The organism is Pantoea sp. RCC30.1 (assembly GCF_058148845.1).
In genome coordinates, this window is record NZ_JBXUHX010000008.1 from 129,872 (window position 1) to 148,929 (window position 19,058).

17 protein-coding genes are annotated in these 19,058 nt (G+C 55.5%); 9 read left to right on the forward strand and 8 right to left on the reverse strand.

What is annotated here, in order from left to right; all coding sequences use genetic code 11:
• Window positions 1–46 precede the first annotated feature (46 nt).
• Together AC2LB6_RS09720 and AC2LB6_RS09725 are read left to right on the forward strand one after the other, a co-directional pair.
• Window positions 47–1,726, forward strand: a complete 1,680-nt coding sequence (locus AC2LB6_RS09720; RefSeq protein ID WP_490093333.1) for a glycoside hydrolase family 43 protein — start codon at window positions 47–49, stop codon at window positions 1,724–1,726.
• A 546-nt stretch (window positions 1,727–2,272) separates the two neighbouring features.
• Window positions 2,273–3,046 (forward strand): DUF3750 domain-containing protein, encoded by a 774-nt coding sequence (locus AC2LB6_RS09725; protein ID WP_490093334.1) that lies wholly within the window; start codon window positions 2,273–2,275, stop codon window positions 3,044–3,046.
• A gap of 32 nt (window positions 3,047–3,078) precedes the next feature.
• On the opposite strand, the gene AC2LB6_RS09730 is transcribed toward AC2LB6_RS09725, so the two are convergent.
• Entirely contained in the window at window positions 3,079–3,258 is a 180-nt protein-coding gene (locus tag AC2LB6_RS09730; RefSeq protein ID WP_022624131.1) for a hypothetical protein, read from the reverse strand.
• A gap of 193 nt (window positions 3,259–3,451) precedes the next feature.
• On the opposite strand from AC2LB6_RS09730, the gene AC2LB6_RS09735 reads away from it, so the two are divergent.
• Window positions 3,452–3,697: a hypothetical protein gene (locus tag AC2LB6_RS09735; protein ID WP_490093335.1), complete on the forward strand. Its 246-nt coding sequence runs from the start codon at window positions 3,452–3,454 to the stop codon at window positions 3,695–3,697.
• Window positions 3,698–3,717: 20 nt separating this feature from the next.
• The gene (locus tag AC2LB6_RS09740; RefSeq protein WP_090958719.1) at window positions 3,718–4,215 is read left to right on the forward strand and encodes a helix-turn-helix transcriptional regulator; all 498 of its coding nucleotides are present in this window, start codon (window positions 3,718–3,720) and stop codon (window positions 4,213–4,215) included.
• 3 nt (window positions 4,216–4,218) lie between these two features.
• On the opposite strand, the gene mgtE is transcribed toward AC2LB6_RS09740, so the two are convergent.
• The 5 genes from mgtE to ppk1 form a co-directional block, all read right to left on the reverse strand.
• A complete protein-coding gene (gene mgtE / locus AC2LB6_RS09745; protein ID WP_490093336.1) occupies window positions 4,219–5,652 on the reverse strand; it encodes a magnesium transporter in 1,434 nt (477 codons plus the stop codon).
• A gap of 131 nt (window positions 5,653–5,783) precedes the next feature.
• The gene (locus AC2LB6_RS09750) at window positions 5,784–5,969 is read right to left on the reverse strand and encodes a YfgG family protein (RefSeq protein ID WP_490093337.1); all 186 of its coding nucleotides are present in this window, start codon (window positions 5,967–5,969) and stop codon (window positions 5,784–5,786) included.
• A gap of 101 nt (window positions 5,970–6,070) precedes the next feature.
• Window positions 6,071–6,685, reverse strand: a complete 615-nt coding sequence (gene tehB / locus AC2LB6_RS09755; RefSeq protein WP_490093338.1) for a tellurite resistance methyltransferase TehB — start codon at window positions 6,683–6,685, stop codon at window positions 6,071–6,073.
• Window positions 6,686–6,726: 41 nt separating this feature from the next.
• On the reverse strand, window positions 6,727–8,253 hold the full coding sequence (ppx, locus tag AC2LB6_RS09760; protein ID WP_490093339.1) for an exopolyphosphatase: 1,527 nt from the start codon (window positions 8,251–8,253) through the stop codon (window positions 6,727–6,729).
• Between the two features lie 5 nt (window positions 8,254–8,258).
• The gene (ppk1, locus tag AC2LB6_RS09765; RefSeq protein ID WP_490093340.1) at window positions 8,259–10,319 is read right to left on the reverse strand and encodes a polyphosphate kinase 1; all 2,061 of its coding nucleotides are present in this window, start codon (window positions 10,317–10,319) and stop codon (window positions 8,259–8,261) included.
• A gap of 150 nt (window positions 10,320–10,469) precedes the next feature.
• Between ppk1 and AC2LB6_RS09770 the strand changes: the two genes are divergently transcribed.
• Genes AC2LB6_RS09770 through pstB form a run of 3 tightly spaced genes read left to right on the forward strand, consistent with a single transcriptional unit; the run spans window position 10,470 to window position 14,968 of the window.
• On the forward strand, window positions 10,470–12,557 hold the full coding sequence (locus AC2LB6_RS09770) for an ABC transporter permease subunit (RefSeq protein ID WP_490093341.1): 2,088 nt from the start codon (window positions 10,470–10,472) through the stop codon (window positions 12,555–12,557).
• Window positions 12,554–14,188 carry a phosphate ABC transporter permease PstA gene (pstA, locus tag AC2LB6_RS09775; protein WP_490093342.1) on the forward strand — a complete coding sequence of 545 codons (1,635 nt, stop codon included), beginning with the start codon at window positions 12,554–12,556 and terminating at the stop codon, window positions 14,186–14,188. The genes AC2LB6_RS09770 and pstA overlap by 4 nt, the downstream gene beginning before the upstream one ends.
• A gap of 12 nt (window positions 14,189–14,200) precedes the next feature.
• Window positions 14,201–14,968 carry a phosphate ABC transporter ATP-binding protein PstB gene (gene pstB / locus AC2LB6_RS09780; RefSeq protein ID WP_090958737.1) on the forward strand — a complete coding sequence of 256 codons (768 nt, stop codon included), beginning with the start codon at window positions 14,201–14,203 and terminating at the stop codon, window positions 14,966–14,968.
• Window positions 14,969–15,081: 113 nt separating this feature from the next.
• On the opposite strand, the gene purN is transcribed toward pstB, so the two are convergent.
• On the reverse strand, window positions 15,082–15,720 hold the full coding sequence (gene purN, locus AC2LB6_RS09785) for a phosphoribosylglycinamide formyltransferase (protein ID WP_490093343.1): 639 nt from the start codon (window positions 15,718–15,720) through the stop codon (window positions 15,082–15,084).
• The gene (gene purM, locus AC2LB6_RS09790; protein ID WP_490093344.1) at window positions 15,717–16,757 is read right to left on the reverse strand and encodes a phosphoribosylformylglycinamidine cyclo-ligase; all 1,041 of its coding nucleotides are present in this window, start codon (window positions 16,755–16,757) and stop codon (window positions 15,717–15,719) included. The genes purN and purM overlap by 4 nt, the downstream gene beginning before the upstream one ends.
• 229 nt (window positions 16,758–16,986) lie before the next feature.
• Between purM and upp the strand changes: the two genes are divergently transcribed.
• Together upp and uraA are read left to right on the forward strand one after the other, a co-directional pair.
• On the forward strand, window positions 16,987–17,613 hold the full coding sequence (upp, locus tag AC2LB6_RS09795) for a uracil phosphoribosyltransferase (protein ID WP_009088774.1): 627 nt from the start codon (window positions 16,987–16,989) through the stop codon (window positions 17,611–17,613).
• Between the two features lie 144 nt (window positions 17,614–17,757).
• Complete coding sequence (gene uraA / locus AC2LB6_RS09800) at window positions 17,758–19,041, forward strand: uracil permease (protein ID WP_490093373.1); 1,284 nt, start codon at window positions 17,758–17,760, stop codon at window positions 19,039–19,041.
• The last annotated feature ends 17 nt before the right edge of the window (window positions 19,042–19,058 follow it).

Consider the following 19,058-nt stretch of genomic DNA (forward strand, 5'->3'; position numbering starts at 1 on the left):
TGATGAAACTAAAAAAACAGCTTAAAAATTAAAAGGTATGATTATTATGTCTATGATTCAAAATCCTATCTTACCTGGATTTAATGCCGATCCGAGCATTATCCGTGTAGAAGATACCTACTATATTGCGAACTCTACATTTGAGTGGTTCCCGGGTGTTCGTTTACATGAGTCTAAAGATCTGAAGCACTGGAATCTTCTCCCAAGTCCCTTATCAACAACTGCGCTTTTAGATATGAAAGGAAATCCTGCGTCTGGGGGGATTTGGGCACCAGCACTGTCTTATGCTGATGATAAGTTCTGGTTAGTTTATACGGATGTGAAAATCACCGAAGGCGCCTTTAAAGATATGACGAATTATCTGACTACAGCCACTGATATACGTGGTCCATGGACAGATCCCATTAAACTTAATGGTGTCGGTTTTGACGCTTCACTTTTTCATGATGACGATGGTCGTAAATATGTCATTCAACAAACCTGGGATCATCGTGAGTATCATCATCCTTTTAATGGCATCACGTTAACTGAGCTTGATACGCAGACACTAAAATTAAAACCAGAAACTGCCCGAACGATTTATCGCGGTACTGTCGTTGCCCTGGTTGAGGGGCCACACCTCTACAAACTGAACGGATATTATTATCTTTTTGCTGCTCAAGGCGGGACCGTTTTTACCCACCAGGAAGTTGTGGCGCGTTCAAAAACATTAGATGCCAACAGCTTCGAAACACAACCTGGGGACGTGTTCTTAACCAATATGGATACGCCAGACAGCTATATTCAAAAACAGGGGCATGGCTCGTTGGTCTCAACCCCCAAAGGGGAATGGTATTACGCTTCGCTTTGCGCGCGTCCGTGGAATCGTGCCGGTGAGTCCGCTTACGACCCTCGTGGTTGGTCTACCCTGGGGAGAGAAACGTCTATACAGAAAGTGTATTGGGATAAAGATGGCTGGCCACGTATTGCAGGAGGTCACGGTGGCCGAACGTTTGTCGAATCGTCAGTGGATGCGATTTATACCGAAAGCGCAAAAGATCATAGCCAGTACGATGAGTTTATAACGGCGACACTTGATCTCAACTGGAATACGCTCCGGGTCCCGTTCACCGAAAAAATGGGAACAACGGGCGATGGAAAGTTAACCTTAACAGGCCAGGGATCGCTAGCGAATACTCATGATCTTTCGCTGATTGCCCGACGCTGGCAAGCCTTTTATTTTGACGCCCAAGTTAAAGTTAAATTTGAGCCATTTAGTTACCAACAAATGGCAGGGTTAACGAATTATTATAACGATCGCCATTGGAGTTTTGTTTTCATTACCTGGAATGAAATTAATGGAGCAGTTATCGAAATTAGTGAGAATAATAGAGGGAAATACACTTCCTGTTTGAAAGATGATGCCATTAAGATCCCAGAGGGTACGGAATACGTCTGGTTTCGCACGAAAGTTCGAAAGGAGACGTATACTTATGAATATAGCTTTGACGGGGTCAATTTTACTGAAATTCCTGTCAAATTAGATTCCGCTATTCTTTCAGATGATTATGTACTGCAAAGTTATGGTGGGTTCTTTACTGGGGCATTTGTTGGTCTCGCAGTCGTTGACTATTCTGGTTATTCTGCCAGTGCCGATTTTTATCATTTCAATTATCATGAGTTGGGTGATTTTCTAATTGAAAATAACACGTTTAGTTGGGATGCCAGTGAATCACGATTTAATTAAATACGAATGTGTGAATTCAGGTAATAAGTGCAACGCCAGCCTTAATGCTAAGGGTGGCGTTGCGCCTGATAAGCATATCATCCTTTGATATTGAATGGGGCTGCGCACAGAATTATCGAATGGAAACCTTACTGTAATTTTAATCAGTGAGAAGGATTACTCACTATTAACAACGATGATGTTTAATCACTTTTAAGGGAGGAGAGACCGGACACAGAACAGACCGGAGCCCGGATACATACCGCGAATCCGTCATCAAGCTGATGGATTCACTTTCATTTCTAAGCTCGCCGCATAGCGGTTTTTTTGTCAGCTGGAGAGGCCATTCTGCCCGCGTTTTTAACCTTTCAGCGCATCTCCGGCCGCCGCTGGCGTTTTATTGTTCACTTCGACGGAAATTGCGCTATTCTGCTCTGCAGTAGAGAGACGCGCGCCACACTTGTCGCCAGCCTTTACCCGCCGCTTTCATTCAATATCCCAAAGCCGTCCCTTGTAAATTCGTCTGTTCAGCAGACGTTGCCATTTATTGTCTTCAGGAATGTTGTCATGCTCTCACTCAAAGTGTTCAGCCTGTTTTTTGTTGCCGTACTGCTGCTGTCGCTGGGTGCCAGCATCGCGCAGGCAACGCGTCATAGCGAAACCGCACAGCCGGGTGGCTGGGCAACCGCCCGGCGCGATTCGGCCGGGATAGCACCTGATCCGCGTGCGCTATCTAACCTGGCTATTGTGCAGGTGTATGCCGCGCCGACTTACGGCTGGAAAGGGGCGGTGGCGGTGCATCCGTGGATTATCTTCAAACGCGCGGGTGAAACGCGTTTCACCCGCTATGAAGTAATTAGCTGGGGCAGTGGCGATAAGGTCCGCCGCAATACCAACCTGCCTGATGGTTACTGGTATGGCGCAAAACCGCGGTTGCTGGTGGAACATCGTGGACCTGAAGCAGAAGCGATGATCCCGCAGATTGAAGCCGCCATTAAATCCTATCCGTGGCCGACAACCTACCGTGCCTGGCCCGGACCAAACAGCAATACCTTCCTGGCGCACATTGGCCGCGAAGTACCCGCTTTAAGACTGGATCTGCCTGCTAACGCGCTGGGCAAAGATTACCGGCCGCTGTGGCGTCCTGTCGGGCTGCCGCCATCCGGGCGCGGTGTGCAGGTGTCCATTCTGGGTGTGGCGGGTGTGACGCTGGGTGCGGAAGAGGGATTTGAAGTGAACCTGCTGGGGCTTAACATGGGTCTCGATTTCACGCCGTTCCGGCTGCGTCTGCCGTTTATCGGTGGCCTGGGCAATGACAACCTTCAGAAGGATAAGCCCTGACCTTCTGGCCCCGCTAGCGGGGCCGTTTCGACTCAGCACACGCCAAAGTCACCCTCTTCATGATAGAGATTGACGCTCTCTGCCTTCACTTCGATCTCTTTCTTGGCCGCATCATCAACGCGTGCGCACCACAGGGTGTCGCCTTCGACGCGCAGCACCTGCATTTTAGGTCCGCCGGTTTTCGACTGAACAAAATCCTCTGCTTTAAACATATTATCTCCGTTGTTTGCTGTTGCTGCTGCCAGACTACTGCTGGCGATGATCATTTTTTGCGTAACGTTTTCCAGTTTATACCCTGACCGTTTTACTGCGAGAAAAAGTCTGCGCATGCTGAGCCGCATTAAGAAATATTCATCAGGTTGTCAATTGACAACTCATTAATTCGGCGTCAGGATAGGGACACACATGGCAAGGAAGCGGCATCCCAATAAAGAGATCGAGACGGCGTTACGTTACGCCGAATCCCATGGCTGGCTGGTCGTCACAGGAGGCCATCACGCCTGGGGCAAGATGTACTGCCCGAAAAATCTGTTGATGTGCCGATGTGGGGAGTTTTGTCTGACCTGCATCTGGAGCACACCTAAAAACGCGCATCAGCATGCCCGTGCGCTGCGGCGCGTGGTTGATCACTGTCACTATCTGAAGTCCTGATGCAGCACAAGGAGAGGCATATGGAATATTGTTTTACACTGCGGTTCAGCCTGCCGGAAGACCATGCGCCGGTGGATGAGATGCTGGAAACGCTGGCAGCAGCAGGCTGTGATGATGCACTGATCGGTCTGGGTATGCCGGGGCGCATTGCACTGGAGTTTACCCGGGAGTCTGACTCTGCAACGGATGTTTTGATGCAGGCGGAACAGGATGTGCTGCGCGCAATACCGGGCGCCGCGCTGGTGGAAGCGGCACCTGATTTTGTGGGGTTGACGGATGTAGCGGAGATCATCGGCATGACGCGTCAGAATATGCGTAAGCTGATGCTCAGCCATCGCCCGCCGTTTCCGCTGCCAGTGCATGACGGTAAAACCGCCATCTGGCACTTAGCGGATGTGCTGGAGTGGCTGAGCCAGCGTGGCAACTATACGCTGCCTGCGGCGACCCGTGAGCTGGCACAGGTGACGCGCCAGCGCAATCTTAACGGGTCGCTACAACGTTACGGCCTGCATGCCTGAAGATCAGTGCGGCAGCAGGAAGATCGTCGCCAGTCCCAGGAAGATAAAGAAGCCGCCGGTATCGGTCAGGGCGGTGATCAATACGCTGGAGCCGACGGCCGGATCGCGCTTCATTTTGGTCATGACCAGCGGGACCAGTACACCCATCAGCGCGGCCAGCAGCAGATTGAGCGCCATGGCCAGCATCATGACCCCGCCGAGCGCCATATTGTCGTACATCAGCCAGGTAATGCCGCCCATTATGCCGCCCCAGAACAGGCCATTGATCAGCGCCACGCCAAGTTCACGGACAATAAGAAACGAGAAGTTACCCGGTTCAACCTGATGTAAGGCCAGTGCCCGCACAATCATGGTGATGGTCTGATTACCGGTATTACCGCCGATACCCGCAACGATGGGCATCAGAGTAGCGAGGGCAACGATTTGTGAAATGGTTCCCTCAAACAGCCCAATGACCCGCGAGGCGACAAAGGCGGTGCAGAGATTAATCGCCAGCCAGGCCCAGCGTTTACGCACTGATTTACGCACTGGCGCGAAGACATCCTCTTCCTGACTGATACCGCCCATTTTACGAATGTTGCTTTCGTTTTCTGCATTCACCAGGTCGATGATGTCTTCAATGGTCACACGGCCAATCAGTTTGCCCTTCGCGTCGGTGACGGCGGCAGAAATGAGGTTATAACGCTCAAAGGCGCTGGCGGCGTCTTCGGCCTTATCGTTGAGCTGGAAGGTGGTAGGGCGCGCGTTCATGACGTCGCTTACCAGGGTTTTGGGTTTATTAAGCAGGATATCCGTCAGCAGCAGTTCGCCCAGCAGCTGATTGTCTTTATTGGTGATAAACAGCTTATCGGTTCCGCCCGGCATGCTTTTTCGCTTGCGCAGAAAACGCTGCACCGTCGCCAGCGTGACATCGTCGCGCACCGTCAGGATATTGAAATCCATTACCCGGCCCACACGGTCACGGTCGAGCTGCACCATATCGAGCATGCGGGCGCGCAGGGCTGGCTCTACGGTCGCCAGCAGGCGTCCGGTCAGGTCACGTGGCAGATAACGCGCCAGCCAGACCTGGTCGTCGATATCGAGCGGCTGAATAGCACGCAGGATATCGCGGTCACTCATCTCTTCGGTGAGGCTGGCCCAGACCGTTTCAGAGGCTTCAACCAGCACATGGCCGCGCCGCTCGTTCGGCACCAGCCGCCACAGCGCCTGACGTTCTTCTTCGGGCAGGGCTTCGAGAATATCGGCGAGGTCAGCGGCATGCAGTTGCAGAATGTCATGTTCCAGCGCATCACGCTGGGCCGCATTTTCACGTTGCTGTTCAGGACTGTGATCGCCGGATTTCTCCAGCAGCGAATCAACCAGATCGTGCTCGCTGAGCAGCAGCGTCAGAATGCGATGACGTATTTCACTTAAACGTTGAGATTGAGAAGCAGACACATTGGATCCCTTAGTCTGAAAGCACCAGCACGCAGTGTAGCGTTTCGCCTGAAAAAGGGATGCAAAAAAGAGTCCAGTTATCTGGATAACATTTACGTTTCAGGTGCGTTTCAGGCGAAAATCACTATTCGTTAGCGCGTATCACTTGTTGTAACGGTGACCGGTTCAGGAATAGCTTTCTGTTGCTGATGATGCTCAAAGGCAGCAGGCAGGATAAATATCAGGCGACTAAAGAGAATGATAAAACTAATCAGCAGCACAATGCGGGTCATGGTGCCGGCTTTTTGACGTCTTCGGGGAGAAATAGCGCTGTTCACGCGGGGTGGTTCCTGTAATGAGCCCATCGGGGGCGACTGCAATATTTAGTCACAGTCGCCTGATGAAATCAATCGCTGTTGAAAAAAACAGCAGATAAAAATCAGTAACTCGCTTTTTGCGCCAGCAGCGTCGCAAAGCGGCAGGTGATGCGGTTGCCATTTTCATCTTTGCGATGCAACTGACCCGGGTGCTCGTTGTACTTCACGATGTGCCAGTTGCGGTAGTAATGGCTCAGCTCGCCCGACTTAAAAGCAAAAGAGAAATCAGCCGGGCAGGGCATATCGTCCGTGTTCATTGCTGCCACGATCAGGTTAAAACCATCCCTGACCGTACAGGCCTGCATGTCGGCAATCAGCTGCGGAATGGTCTGCGGTTGCAGGAACATCATTACCACGGTTGACAGCACAAAGTTAAAGCCGCCATTGAAGCGCGTGTTGTTGAGGTCGCGCTCCCCGGTGTGAATCCCGCTGAGTTTTTCCTGCGCAATAATCTCCTGCAGGCGCGCCAGGCTTTGCGGATTATGATCCCATGCCGTGACGTCGAAACCATGCTGATTCAGAAACAGCGTATTCCGTCCCACGCCACAGCCAAGGTCAAGCGCCTTGCCGACGTTGAGCTGGGGCAGAGCCGCAACCACTTCGGAGTGGGGCGGCGTTAAACCATAGGTGTCGGCAAAATAGTTTTCGCCTGAAAGTGGTGCGGTTGGTTGTGTCATATTCATCAATTCAGTTAAACGGGCGCCAGGCGCCCATATTGTCAGACTTCTTCTTCGAGGATCAGTTTCCATCCCGTGACGTCGTTCCAGTAAATCTGCTCACGTTCAAGATCGAGCTGAACCAGGTTGTTCTGAGCGAAGTAGCCCGCCGGGAAAATCAGCGTCCAGTGGCCATCATCGCATTTCAGGGTTAACGCATCAGGACGCGTGGTAGCCTGGCGCTGATTATTCAGCAGAGTCCCCAGGCGCAGCAGGAAAATCAGCGGCACGAACTGCTTTTTCTTGAACAGCGTAACGCGTGGCAACTCATCAAGCTTCACCGCTTTACGATGGAATCTGACCAGCGCCGCCAGCAGCATCTGCTGATCCTGATTGAAGCCAGGCAGGTTGGTATTTTGCAGGATGTAGGCTGAATGGCGTTGCAGACCGCTGTGATTGATGGTCAGGCCCACTTCATGCAGCATCGCCCCCCATTTCAGCAGTGCAGCCAGCTGCGGATTTGCCAGTTTCGGGTTCTGCTCACTCCACTGCAGATAGAGCTGCTCGGTGGTTTCCAGCACGCGTCGCGCCTGATCGCTGTCGATAGCGTAATGGTTAGCCAGGCTTTGCGCCGTCCGGCTGCGAATATCCTGATGGCGGAAACGGCCCTCCATCTCATAGAGCACGCCTTCACGCAGCGCACCGTCGGAAAGACGCAGCTCGCGAATCGCCAGCGCATCAAAGACGCCACAGAGAATCGCCAGTCCTGGCACAAACACGCCTTTGCGCTCTTCTGACAGGCCCGGCAGGCTCAGCGCAGAGAAGGATTTGTGTTTCATCACTTCGTCATAGAGCTTTTCAAGGCGCTCAGGCGTAATCAGCTTCTCTTTCTCATCCATCGCCTGCAGCACTTCGCAGGCGGCTTTGATGGTACCGGACGCGCCCAGCGCATATTGCCAGCCATGCAGACGATATTGCCACGCCAGCGTTTCCAGCTTCTGCGCAGCCGCTAAGCGGGCGCGACGGAAGTTTTCACGGCTGATTTCGCCTTTCGGGAAATAGAGCTGGGCGAAACTGACGCAACCCATGCGCCGGCTCTCAACCAGTTGTGGTTCAAAATCCTCGCCAATCACCAGCTCAGTGGAGCCGCCGCCGATGTCGATCACCAGCTTGCGGCCTTTCTCCGGCTGCGTGTGTTCAACGCCCATAAAGATCAGACGCGCCTCTTCATGGCCCGAAATCACCTCGATAGGGTAGGGGATCACTTCGGCAGCGCGCTGCAGGAAGGTTTCGGCGTTAATCGCCTCGCGCAGCGTATGGGTGCCGACAATCGTCACGTTGGCAGGGCTGAAGCCCTGCAGACGCTCGGCAAACAGGGTCAGGCAGGCTAAACCCCGCTCCATCGCCTCTTCACTGAGGTTGTGTTGAGCATCCAGCCCGTCAGCCAGATGGACGCGCTGCTTAAGGCGGCCCAGTACCTGCATCGCACCATCGACAACCCGCGCAATCACCATATGGAAACTGTTCGAGCCCAGGTCAATTGCCGCAAACTCCTGGGGTTTTGGCGTACTTTTATGAGAAATTGGCATAGGATTTATTCAGGTTGTTCCAGTTTCTTGATGTAATCATAGATGGCCAGCTGTGAGCGCACTTTACGGCGATTGCCACGCTGGACGTAATGGTTACTCAACTCTTTATCGACGATGCGGGCTTTCACCGTATCACTCAACTGAATAGCAATAATGTCGAGTATGCGCTGCCGGATGTGGGGATCGAGGATCGCCACTGCCACTTCGATGCGGTAATCAATATTACGTGTCATCCAGTCAGCGGAGGAGAGGAACACCTTCTTCTCGCCGCCATTCTCAAAAATATAGACGCGATCGTGTTCCAGATAACGGTCAACAATACTGATGACACGGATATTTTCACTGATCCCGGGCAAGTCAGGGATTAATGAACACATTCCGCGCACCAGAAGATTGACCTTCACCCCTACGCTGGAGGCTGTATAAAGCCGATCAACCAGACCTTTGTCCACCAGATTGTTGATTTTCAGAGTAATGCCGCAGGGCTTATTTTGCTGGGCGTTGGCGATTTCGGTGTCGATCAGTTCATACAGCATCCGGCGCGAGTTCTGCGGCGAGACCATCAGATGATCGAACGTCACAGGCCGGTAAGGATTCTCAATAAAGTTGAATACCCGGCGCACTTCATTGGTGATGCGCGCATCGGCGGTCAGCAACGAGTAGTCGGTATAGAGGCGCGCGGTTTTCTCGTTAAAGTTGCCGGTACCGATATGCGCGTAGCGCACAATCTCTTCGCCTTCGCGGCGTGAGATCAGGAACAGCTTGGCGTGGATCTTCAGGCCAGGTGCAGAGAAAATCACATGCACGCCCGCTTCGGTAAGGCGTTTCGCCCAATAGATGTTGGCTTCTTCATCAAAGCGCGCCTGCAACTCCACCACCACCGTAACTTTTTTACCGTTATAAGCGGCATGGATCATCGCATCCATGATGCGGGAGTGTTTCGCGACGCGGTAGATGTTGATTTTTATCGCCAGTACGCTGGGGTCGAACGACGCCTGACGCAGCAGCTCCAGCACATGCTCAAAGGTGTGGTACGGGTAATAGAGCAGCACGTCACGATTGCGAATCGCATCAAAGCCGTTGCGGAAGCCATCAAAGCCGATGTGGCGAATCTGCGGCAGCGGACGGTTCACCAGGTTGTTTTTGCCGACGTTCGGGAAGCCGATAAAGTCTTTGAAGTTGTGGTAGCGGCCGCCGGGCAGGATGGAGTCCAGGTTAGAGATGGAAAGCTTGTGGCACAGCAGCGACACCATCGTGTCGGGCATATCGCGCTGGTAGACAAAACGCACCGGTTCCGCCGTCAGTCGCTGCTTCAGGCTGGAGGACATCAGCTCCAGCAGACTCGACTCCATCTCCGTGACCAGGTCGTACTCGGCGTCACGCGTCATTTTCATTGAATAGGCGTTGAGCGCGTCGTAGTCGTAGAAGCCTTTAAAAATGTCATCCAGGCAGTAACGCAGAATGTTATCCAGCAGGATCATCGGCTTACGGCGGCGCGGTGGCTCTGCCGGTAAGTTGATGAAACGCGGTACTTTGTCGGACGGAATTTCCAGCAGCGCATATTGAACATTGTCACCGCGAATTATCTCTACCGCCAGATAGGTGTAGTCATCTTTGAGGAATTCGGTCAGATCCGTTTCCTGGGTGATCAGGATCGGCGAGATATGCTGACGCAGCTCATGCTTGAAGTAGTGGCGCAGCCACGCCTGCTGATTGGATGAGAGCTGACGTTCGTTGATCAGGAAGATCTGATTGCGTGCCATCTCCAGCAGCAGATCATTATAAAGCGCATCAAACTCCTGATCGGACTTCATCACGCGCTGCTGAATTTTCTTAAAAAGATGGCGTGGCGTACTGGCGGAACCCTGTTCTTCACCAATCAGAATGCGGCGTTTGAGGTCGGCAAAACGCACTTTATAGAATTCGTCGAGATTGTTGGAATAGATACCCAGAAAGCGCATCCGCTCAATCAGTGGATTGCTTTTGTCTGCTGCTTCCTGCAAAACCCGTTCATTAAAGGATAACCAGCTTAATTCTTTTTCAATATAAAGCTTTACCTGACCCATTCTCACTCCATTTAGCGGTTGCAGGACTGAAGATCCAGTATCCACCAACATTATGGCGAGAGTATGGCAGCGTTGTCCAACGCCAGGAGTTGTCTTATCAATCGGCTACGGGCAACATAGCGGCTTATTTCAGGCTGCCACCGGAACCGCATGAGCGCAAACCACATTCCTGTCCAATTCAGCGATCGCAAGCGTCGTGCCGTTGATCGTCTGACGCGGCGGCTGGTCACCTGCTGTGGCGTGGCGATCCTGCTGTTGATGCTGCTGCTGTTCTGCTGGCTGATTGGCGTGGTCCTGCCGCTGTTTAATGCGCCTGGCCTGCAAATTGCGGCCAGCCAGCAACTCTGGGATCGCGCGCCAGCCTTAGCGATTGGCAATCAGGGTAATGTCGGCTGGCGTATCAGCGCGCGCGGTGCGGCCCGTTTTATTCCGCTGGATGGTCAGCCTGCGGAGCCAGCGCTGGCACTGACGCCCGCTCCCGATGAAGCCGTGCTGAGTGCTGATGGGCAGACGCTGCTGCTGAATATGCAGGGCGCGCTGACGCTGATGCAGCCTGCAACCGACCAGCAGTGGCGTTTCCCGCTGGGCGACAAACCCTTTCATCTGCCCGATGGCGGGGTGACGAAGATGGCGCTGGCGTCGCGCCATGCCGGTCAGTGGCGCATTGCCGCACTGACAGAGGCCGGGCTCCGGGTGCTGACGCTGGGCACCGATCGTCAGGCCTCGATTATCCCGCTTCCACAACGTCAGCTGGATTTGCTGGCGCTATCGCCATCCGGCGATCTGCTCTATACCACGGAAGGCAATCTGCTGCGGGTCTGGCAACTTGACGATGACCGGGCACTGCTGCGCGAAACGCACACTCTGCCGCAGCCTCCGACCAGTCTGCACCTGCTGGTGGGCGGCCGAAGCCTGTTGATTCAGGATCACAGCGGCGTCACGCAGTGGTTCGCAATTGCCAGCGACCAGGGGCCGCGCCTGCAGCGCATCCGGACCTTTGCCCACAGCGATGGCGAGACGATTGTGGTGACGGAATCGCAACGTCGCGTGTTTGCAACGCTCAGTAAACAGGGGATGCTGCGGCTGTTCGCCAGTAAGCAGAGTGGCCCGATACTGCAGCGTCAGCTGGAACCTGGCATAGTCCAGGCGCAGTTTTCTCCCCGTGGCGACAGCCTGCTGATTGAGCGGCCAGGAAGCTGGCAGACGCTGCGGCTGGATAATCCATGGCCGGACGTCACCTGGCGCAATTTCTGGCAAAAAATCTGGTATGAAAACTACCCCGGACCGGACTGGGTCTGGCAATCGACCGCGGCCGGTGACAGCTATCAGGCCAAGTTCAGCCTGATGCCCATGGTGATGGGAACGCTGAAAGCGGCCAGTCTGGCGCTACTGTTTGCGACGCCACTGGCGCTGGCTGCGGCAATGTACACCGCGTGGTTCATGGCGCCAGGCCTGCGACGCTGGGTTAAACCGGCAATCGAAATGATGGGCGCGCTGCCGAGCGTAGTGGTGGGGCTGATTGCCGGAATCTGGCTCGCGCCGCATATTGGCCAGGCGCTGGTGGGCGTACTGCTGCTGCCGCTGACGCTGGCGGGTTCGCTGTTGCTGTGCGGCGTGTTCAGCGCACGTTTTCCGCCGCGCTGGCGTCAGCCGGGCCGTGAGGTTCTGATTCTGCTGCCGCTGTTGCTGCTGGTCACGCTGCTGACGCTGTGGCTGCCCACACTGTTTATACCGGATGCGGGCGACTGGCTGCCACATTATGAGCAGCGCAATCTGCTGGTGGCGGCGCTGGCGATGGGCTTTGCGCTGGTGCCGCTGATTTTCACTCTTTCTGAAGATGCGCTGTTCAGCGTGCCCGCAGCGTTAGGGCAGGGCTCGCTGGCACTGGGCGCGACTCCATGGCAAACCCTGACCCGCGTGGTGCTGCCGGGTGCTTCCGCCGGTATTTTTGCCGCCCTGATGATTGGTCTGGGACGCGCCGTAGGAGAAACCATGATTTTGCTGATGGCGACCGGCAACACGCCGCAAAGTGAAGGTGGCCTGTTCAGCGGGCTGCGCGCACTGTCCGCCAATATCGCCATTGAGATGCCGGAAGCCGCAGCGGGCAGTGCCCACTATCGCGTGCTATTTCTCAGCGCCCTGATGCTGCTGCTGTTTACGCTGGTGATTAACACGGTTGCCGAGCTGATCCGTCAGCGACTGCGTCAGCGCTACAGCCAGCACGAGGAGCAGGCATGAAGGCGATGCGACAGAATGACCGCTGGCGCTGGTTAACCGCCGGTGCCGTCGCCGTCTGCCTGCTGGCTTTTACGCTGCTGATTGGGCTACTGGCGTGGCAGGGCGTTCGCGCTTTCTGGCCGCAGCGCGTTGACCTTTATACGTTCAGTCAGCCGGAAGGTGGCGAAACACGTCTGCTGGGCGAAACCCTGGAACATCAGCGGCGTTTTCCGGCTCCTGCCGATGAGCAGGGCAACAGCGGCGGCCAGGTCCATCGTTATCTGATTAAAACCGGTAACCGTGACTGGGACGCACCCGATTTCCGCGTCGTCTACAGCCGCGCGGCCGCGAAGGTCAGCCAGCCAGCGGATGTCATGGTGCTGCAACGCCGCAGCCACGGCCAGGCCTATGGCTGGTTTGTCGGCCTGCGTGAAGATAATGAAGAGTTAACTGCCCAGGATCCCGATGCGCTGCTGCATCAGCGGCTCGGACAGGTGCAGATGCTGGTACGGCAGGTTAATCAGATTCGCCGGGTTGATATGGCGCGCATCAACAGCCAGCGTGAGCAGCTTGATGAGCAGGCGGCCACAAACCGTGCTGCCGGGCGCTTTGATCTACAGGCAGAATCGGAATATCAGGCCAATCAGGCGGCTTTACAGCGGCGCTTTAATCAGCTGAGTGAGACACTGGCTTCTCTGCAACTGCAGAGTCAGCGCGATCTGTTAATCCTGCGGGATGTGCAGGGCACCGAACATGCGATTCCGCTGACCGAAATTGTCGACAGCTGGAAGCCGAATGCGATGACGCTGACCGGCAAAACCGGACATTTTCTGCATCAGTTGTGGCGCTTCGTCAGTGACACACCCGCCGAGGGTGAAAGTGAATCCGGGGCGTTTCCGGCGATCTTTGGCACCGTGCTGATGGTGCTGCTGATGTCGTTGGTGGTGATGCCGCTGGGCGTTATCGCAGCCATCTGGCTGCACGAATATGCCGGACGCAATGCGCTGACCAGGCTGGTGCGCATCGCGGTGGTCAATCTGGCGGGCGTCCCCTCAATCGTTTATGGCGTGTTTGGTCTGGGCTTCTTTGTCTGGCTGGTGGGTGGCACCATTGACCAGCTCTTCTTCGCCAGCGCACTGCCCAATCCCACCTTTGGTACGCCAGGTTTGCTGTGGGCGTCGCTGACGCTGGCATTACTGACGCTGCCGGTGGTGATTGTGGCGACCGAAGAGGGACTATCCCGTATTCCCAACAGCCTGCGGCAGGGCTCGCTGGCGCTGGGCGCGACCCAGGCGGAAACGCTGTGGAACGTGGTGCTGCCGATGGCGGTGCCAGCCATGCTGACCGGCCTGATCCTGGCGGTGGCGCGTGCCGCGGGTGAAACCGCGCCGCTGATGCTGGTTGGCGTCGTTAAAATGGTGCCGGAACTGCCGGTCGACGCGGTGTTCCCTTATCTGCATCTGGATCGCAAGTTTATGCATCTGGGCTTCCAGATTTACGATCTGGCGTTTCAGAGTCCGAATATTGAAGCTGACCGGCCGCTGGTGTTTGCCACCGCGCTGCTGCTGGTGCTGATCATTCTGTCGCTCAATCTGCTGGCGATGGGCCTGCGTCACCGTCTGCGTGAACGCTATCGCCTTATGACTCAATAACAGGCTATGACTATGACGTCCGACACGGATATCGCGCTGACCATTAACCATCTGTCGCTGTGGTATGGCGAGCGCCAGGCGCTGCAGGATATTTCTCTGCAGGTGCCGAAAAACAGGATTACCGCGCTTATTGGCCCGTCGGGCTGTGGTAAATCGACGCTGCTGCGCTGTTTTAATCGCATGAATGACGTTATTGATCACTGCCGGGTAGAGGGCGACGTGCTGCTGGGTTCGCTGCCGATCCTGCGGCCTGAGCAGGATCTCTCTGCGCTGCGCCGTCGGGTCGGCATGGTGTTTCAGCGGCCCAACCCTTTTCCAAAATCGATCTATGAAAATGTGGTCTACGGGCTGCGTTTGCAGGGTGTACGCGATCGGCGTGTGCTTAATGAAGCCTGCGAGCGTGCGTTGCGCGCGGCCGCGCTGTGGAGCGAGGTCAAAGATCAGCTGTCACAGAATGCGCTGACGCTTTCGACCGGACAGCAGCAGCGGCTGGTTATTGCCCGCGCCATTGCGATAGAGCCGGAAGTGCTGTTGCTGGATGAACCGACCTCCGCGCTGGATCCGATCTCCACGCTGGTGATTGAAGAGTTGATGACCACGCTGAAGCAGCATTTCACGCTGGTGCTGGTGACGCACAACATGCAGCAGGCCTCGCGCGTGTCAGATTACACCGCGTTTATGCATCAGGGCGCGTTAGTGGAGTTTGATGAGACCGACCGGATTTTCACCGCGCCGAAACAGCGACGGACCGAAGATTACATTACGGGACGCTACGGTTAAGGAGGGGGAGAGAGCGGTTTTTCGACAGAAGGCTTATCAACTTAAAGCGATGGGAGCCTATGCCCATAGTAAAGCATCGCGGGCCATGGATGGCCCGCGCTTCTTCTGACGTGTCAGTCGTTAGCATAGCCCTGCGGCGGCAGCGGTTCACCATCCAGCCAGGCTTTACCGTCACGCATCGCCAGCCGGCCCTCGACAAACCAGCCGATCACCAGTGGATAGATAGCGTGTTCCTGGTGCTGCACCCGCTCCGTAATCTCCGCTTCACTGTCGCCAGGAAAGACCGGCACTTTGGCCTGCAGGATCACCGGACCGCCATCCAGTTCGTCCGTCACGAAATGCACGGAAGTGCCATGTTCGCTGTCGCCATTTTCCAGTGCCTGACGATGCGTATGCAGACCCGGATATTTTGGCAGCAGGGAAGGGTGGATATTCAGCAGACGATTGTGGAAATGCGCCACGAAAGCGCTGCTGAGAATGCGCATATAACCTGCCAGCACAATCAGGTCCGGACTGTATGCTTCGATTTCAGCGATGAGCTGACGATCAAAGGCTTCGCGGTCAGCGAAATCGCTGGCGGCAAGCGCGTGGGCGGGAATTCCCGCCTCCTGCGCCCGCGTCAGGCCATAAGCGGCGGCACGGTTACTGAACACGGCAGCGACGCTGCCGTGAATCCGCCCGCTGGCACAGGCGTCAAGGATGGACTGAAGGTTACTTCCGTTGCCGGAAATCAGTACAACCAGCTTCTTCATCCGTTGATGACCACACGCTCTTCGGCCTCAGACGCTTTAATTACGCCGAGCTTCCAGGCTTTCTCGCCTGCGGCCTGCATCAGCGCAATGGCTTTGTCCGCATCTGCCGGGCTCAGGGCAATGATCATGCCGACGCCGCAGTTAAAGGTACGGTACATCTCAAAACGGCTGACGTTGCCCGCCTGCTGTAACCAGCTGAAGACCGCCGGCCACTGCCAGCTCTTCTCGTCGATTACGGCCTGGGTATTGTCAGGCAGCACGCGCGGAATATTCTCCCAGAAGCCGCCGCCGGTCAGGTGTGCGATAGCGTGCACATCGACCTGCTCGATCAGGCTGAGGATATTTTTCACATAGATGCGGGTGGGTTCCAGCAGATGATCAGCCAGCGGTTTGCCTTCCAGCTGTTCAGCCAGCGGATCGGTGTTGCTGACTTCCAGAATCTTGCGCACCAGCGAATAGCCGTTGGAGTGCGGGCCGCTGGAGCCGAGGGCGATCAGTACGTCGCCATCCTGCACCTTGCTACCATCAATAATTTCTGACTTTTCCACCACGCCGACACAGAAACCGGCCACGTCGTAATCTTCGCCGTGATACATGCCTGGCATCTCAGCGGTTTCACCGCCTACCAGCGCACAACCCGACTGCAGACAACCTTCGGCGATGCCGGTGATCACCGCAGAGGCGGTATCCACATCAAGTTTGCCGGTGGCGTAGTAGTCGAGGAAGAAGAGCGGCTCAGCGCCCTGTACCACCAGGTCGTTAACGCACATCGCGACCAGGTCAACACCAATGGCATCGTGGCGTTTAAGATCCATCGCCAGACGCAGCTTGGTGCCAACGCCATCGGTGCCGGAGACCAGCACCGGTTCACGGTATTTCTGCGGCAGCGCGCAAAGCGCACCAAAACCGCCCAGTCCACCCATCACTTCCGGGCGACGCGTCTTTTTCACTACGCCTTTAATACGGTCAACCAGAGCGTTACCAGCATCAATATCAACACCGGCGTCTTTGTAACTGAGAGAGGTTTTGTCGGTCACTGCGAGGTCCCCACGCGAGTTGCGGTTGGTGGTTTAAAATAAAGCGCGGCAATTCTATCAGTGCAGGCAAACGTTTGCGAGTCCGGCATTGCGCATCGGGCGATTTTCATTAATCCTCTATTTGTCCCGGTAAATCCCGCGGCTTTGCGCAAGAGCAGGTGGCGCAGAGCGCAAAAGGCGGTATAATCCCGCGATTTTTTTTAGCTCAACTCATTCCGGGAGAACACCAATGAAGATCGTGGAAGTCAGACACCCGCTGGTCAAACATAAACTGGGCTTGATGCGTGAGCATGATATCAGTACAAAGCGTTTTCGCGAGCTGGCCTCTGAAGTGGGCAGCCTGCTGACCTACGAAGCGACCGCCGATCTGGAAACAGAGCGCGTCACCATTGAGGGCTGGAACGGCCCGGTAGAAATCGATCAGATCAAGGGCAAAAAAATCACGGTGGTCCCGATCCTGCGTGCCGGCCTGGGCATGATGGAAGGGGTGCTGGAGCACGTTCCCAGCGCACGTATCAGCGTGGTAGGTGTTTACCGTGATGAAGAGACGCTGGAGCCGGTTCCCTATTTCCAGAAGCTGGTTTCTAACATCGAAGAGCGCCTGGCGCTGGTGGTCGATCCGATGCTGGCGACCGGAGGTTCCATGATTGCGACTATCGACCTGCTGAAGAAAGCGGGCTGCACCAGCATCAAAGTGCTGGTTCTGGTTGCCGCCCCAGAAGGGATTGCCGCGCTGGAGAAAGCGCATCCTGACGTCGAGCTTTACACCGCGTCAGTGGATCAGGGATTGAATGAAAAGGGTTACATCATTCCCGGGCTCGGCGATGCCGGGGACAAGATTTTCGGAACCAAATAAATCGCACAGCCGACCAGAGAGTCGGCTTTTTTTTGGCAAAAAACTCCCCGAACGGATTCGGTCTGCCGCAAGGCGGCACCGGCATGCCTTCTGCTGTGCCAGAGGCGCGAACCCTCGGGGATAAAAAAACACAGGGGATAAATGATGACTCGTCGCGCCATTGGCGTCAGTGAACGACCGCCGTTACTGCAAACCATTCCACTCAGCCTGCAACACCTGTTCGCCATGTTTGGTGCCACGGTACTGGTTCCGATTCTGTTCCACATCAATCCGGCGACGGTGCTGTTGTTTAACGGCGTCGGCACACTGATTTATCTCTTTATCTGTAAAGGCAAAATTCCCGCCTACCTGGGTTCAAGCTTTGCCTTTATCTCGCCGGTGCTGCTGTTGTTGCCGCTGGGTTATGAGGTTGCGCTGGGCGGATTTATTCTGTGTGGCGTGCTGTTCTGTATCGTGGCGCTGATTGTGAAACGCGCGGGCACCGGCTGGCTCGACGTGATGTTCCCTCCGGCGGCGATGGGCGCCATTGTCGCCGTCATCGGTCTGGAGCTGGCGGGTGTCGCTGCGAATATGGCGGGCCTGCTGCCCGCTGAAGGCAGTGCGCCCGACAGCAAAACCGTGCTGATTTCGATGGTCACGCTCGGCGTAACGGTATTCGGTTCCGTGCTGTTCCGTGGCTTCCTGGCGATCATCCCGATTCTGGTTGGTGTGGTGGCGGGCTATCTGCTCTCTGCGTTTATGGGCATCGTTGACTGGAGTGGCGTGGTTAAAGCCCCGTGGTTTGCACTACCAACTTTTTATACGCCGCGCTTTGAGTGGGTGGCGATGCTGACGATTCTGCCTGCGGCGCTGGTGGTCATTGCTGAGCATATCGGTCATCTGGTGGTCACTGCCAACATCGTGAAAAAAGATCTGATTCGTGACCCTGGCCTGCATCGTTCGATGTTCGCCAACGGCTTATCGACCGTGATCTCCGGCTTCTTTGGCTCCACGCCCAACACCACCTACGGTGAAAACATCGGTGTAATGGCGATTACCCGCGTTTACAGTACCTGGGTAATTGGCGGCGCGGCGATTCTGGCGATTCTGCTCTCCTGCGTCGGTAAACTGGCGGCGGTGATCCAGGCGATTCCGGTTCCGGTCATGGGCGGCGTGTCGCTGCTGCTGTATGGCGTCATTGGGGCATCCGGTATCCGCGTGTTGATCGAATCCAAAGTGGATTACAACAAAGCGCAGAACCTGATCCTCACCTCGGTGATCCTGATCATCGGCGTCAGCGGTGCGAAGGTGCATATCGGCGCGGCGGAACTGAAAGGCATGGCGCTGGCGACGATCGTGGGTGTCGGACTGGCGCTGATCTTCCGTGTGATCTCGTGGCTCAGACCGGAAGAAGTGGTGCTGGAGGCTGAGGAAACGCGCGAGCATTGATTGCAGCGAGCCTGAGA

Excerpts from the sequence above, each read along its gene's own strand:
- uraA (WP_490093373.1), top strand. The coding sequence starts at position 17,758 with ATGACTCGTCGCGCCATTGGCGTCAGTGAACGACCGCCGTTACTGCAA.
- AC2LB6_RS09730 (WP_022624131.1), bottom strand. The coding sequence starts at position 3,258 with ATGTTTAAAGCAGAGGATTTTGTTCAGTCGAAAACCGGCGGACCTAAA.
- pstB (WP_090958737.1), top strand. The coding sequence starts at position 14,201 with ATGACGTCCGACACGGATATCGCGCTGACCATTAACCATCTGTCGCTG.
- ppk1 (WP_490093340.1), bottom strand. The coding sequence starts at position 10,319 with ATGGGTCAGGTAAAGCTTTATATTGAAAAAGAATTAAGCTGGTTATCC.
- purN (WP_490093343.1), bottom strand. The coding sequence starts at position 15,720 with ATGAAGAAGCTGGTTGTACTGATTTCCGGCAACGGAAGTAACCTTCAG.
- tehB (WP_490093338.1), bottom strand. The coding sequence starts at position 6,685 with ATGACACAACCAACCGCACCACTTTCAGGCGAAAACTATTTTGCCGAC.
- ppx (WP_490093339.1), bottom strand. The coding sequence starts at position 8,253 with ATGCCAATTTCTCATAAAAGTACGCCAAAACCCCAGGAGTTTGCGGCA.
- AC2LB6_RS09740 (WP_090958719.1), top strand. The coding sequence starts at position 3,718 with ATGGAATATTGTTTTACACTGCGGTTCAGCCTGCCGGAAGACCATGCG.
- pstA (WP_490093342.1), top strand. The coding sequence starts at position 12,554 with ATGAAGGCGATGCGACAGAATGACCGCTGGCGCTGGTTAACCGCCGGT.
- AC2LB6_RS09720 (WP_490093333.1), top strand. The coding sequence starts at position 47 with ATGTCTATGATTCAAAATCCTATCTTACCTGGATTTAATGCCGATCCG.
- AC2LB6_RS09735 (WP_490093335.1), top strand. The coding sequence starts at position 3,452 with ATGGCAAGGAAGCGGCATCCCAATAAAGAGATCGAGACGGCGTTACGT.
- AC2LB6_RS09770 (WP_490093341.1), top strand. The coding sequence starts at position 10,470 with ATGAGCGCAAACCACATTCCTGTCCAATTCAGCGATCGCAAGCGTCGT.
- AC2LB6_RS09725 (WP_490093334.1), top strand. The coding sequence starts at position 2,273 with ATGCTCTCACTCAAAGTGTTCAGCCTGTTTTTTGTTGCCGTACTGCTG.
- upp (WP_009088774.1), top strand. The coding sequence starts at position 16,987 with ATGAAGATCGTGGAAGTCAGACACCCGCTGGTCAAACATAAACTGGGC.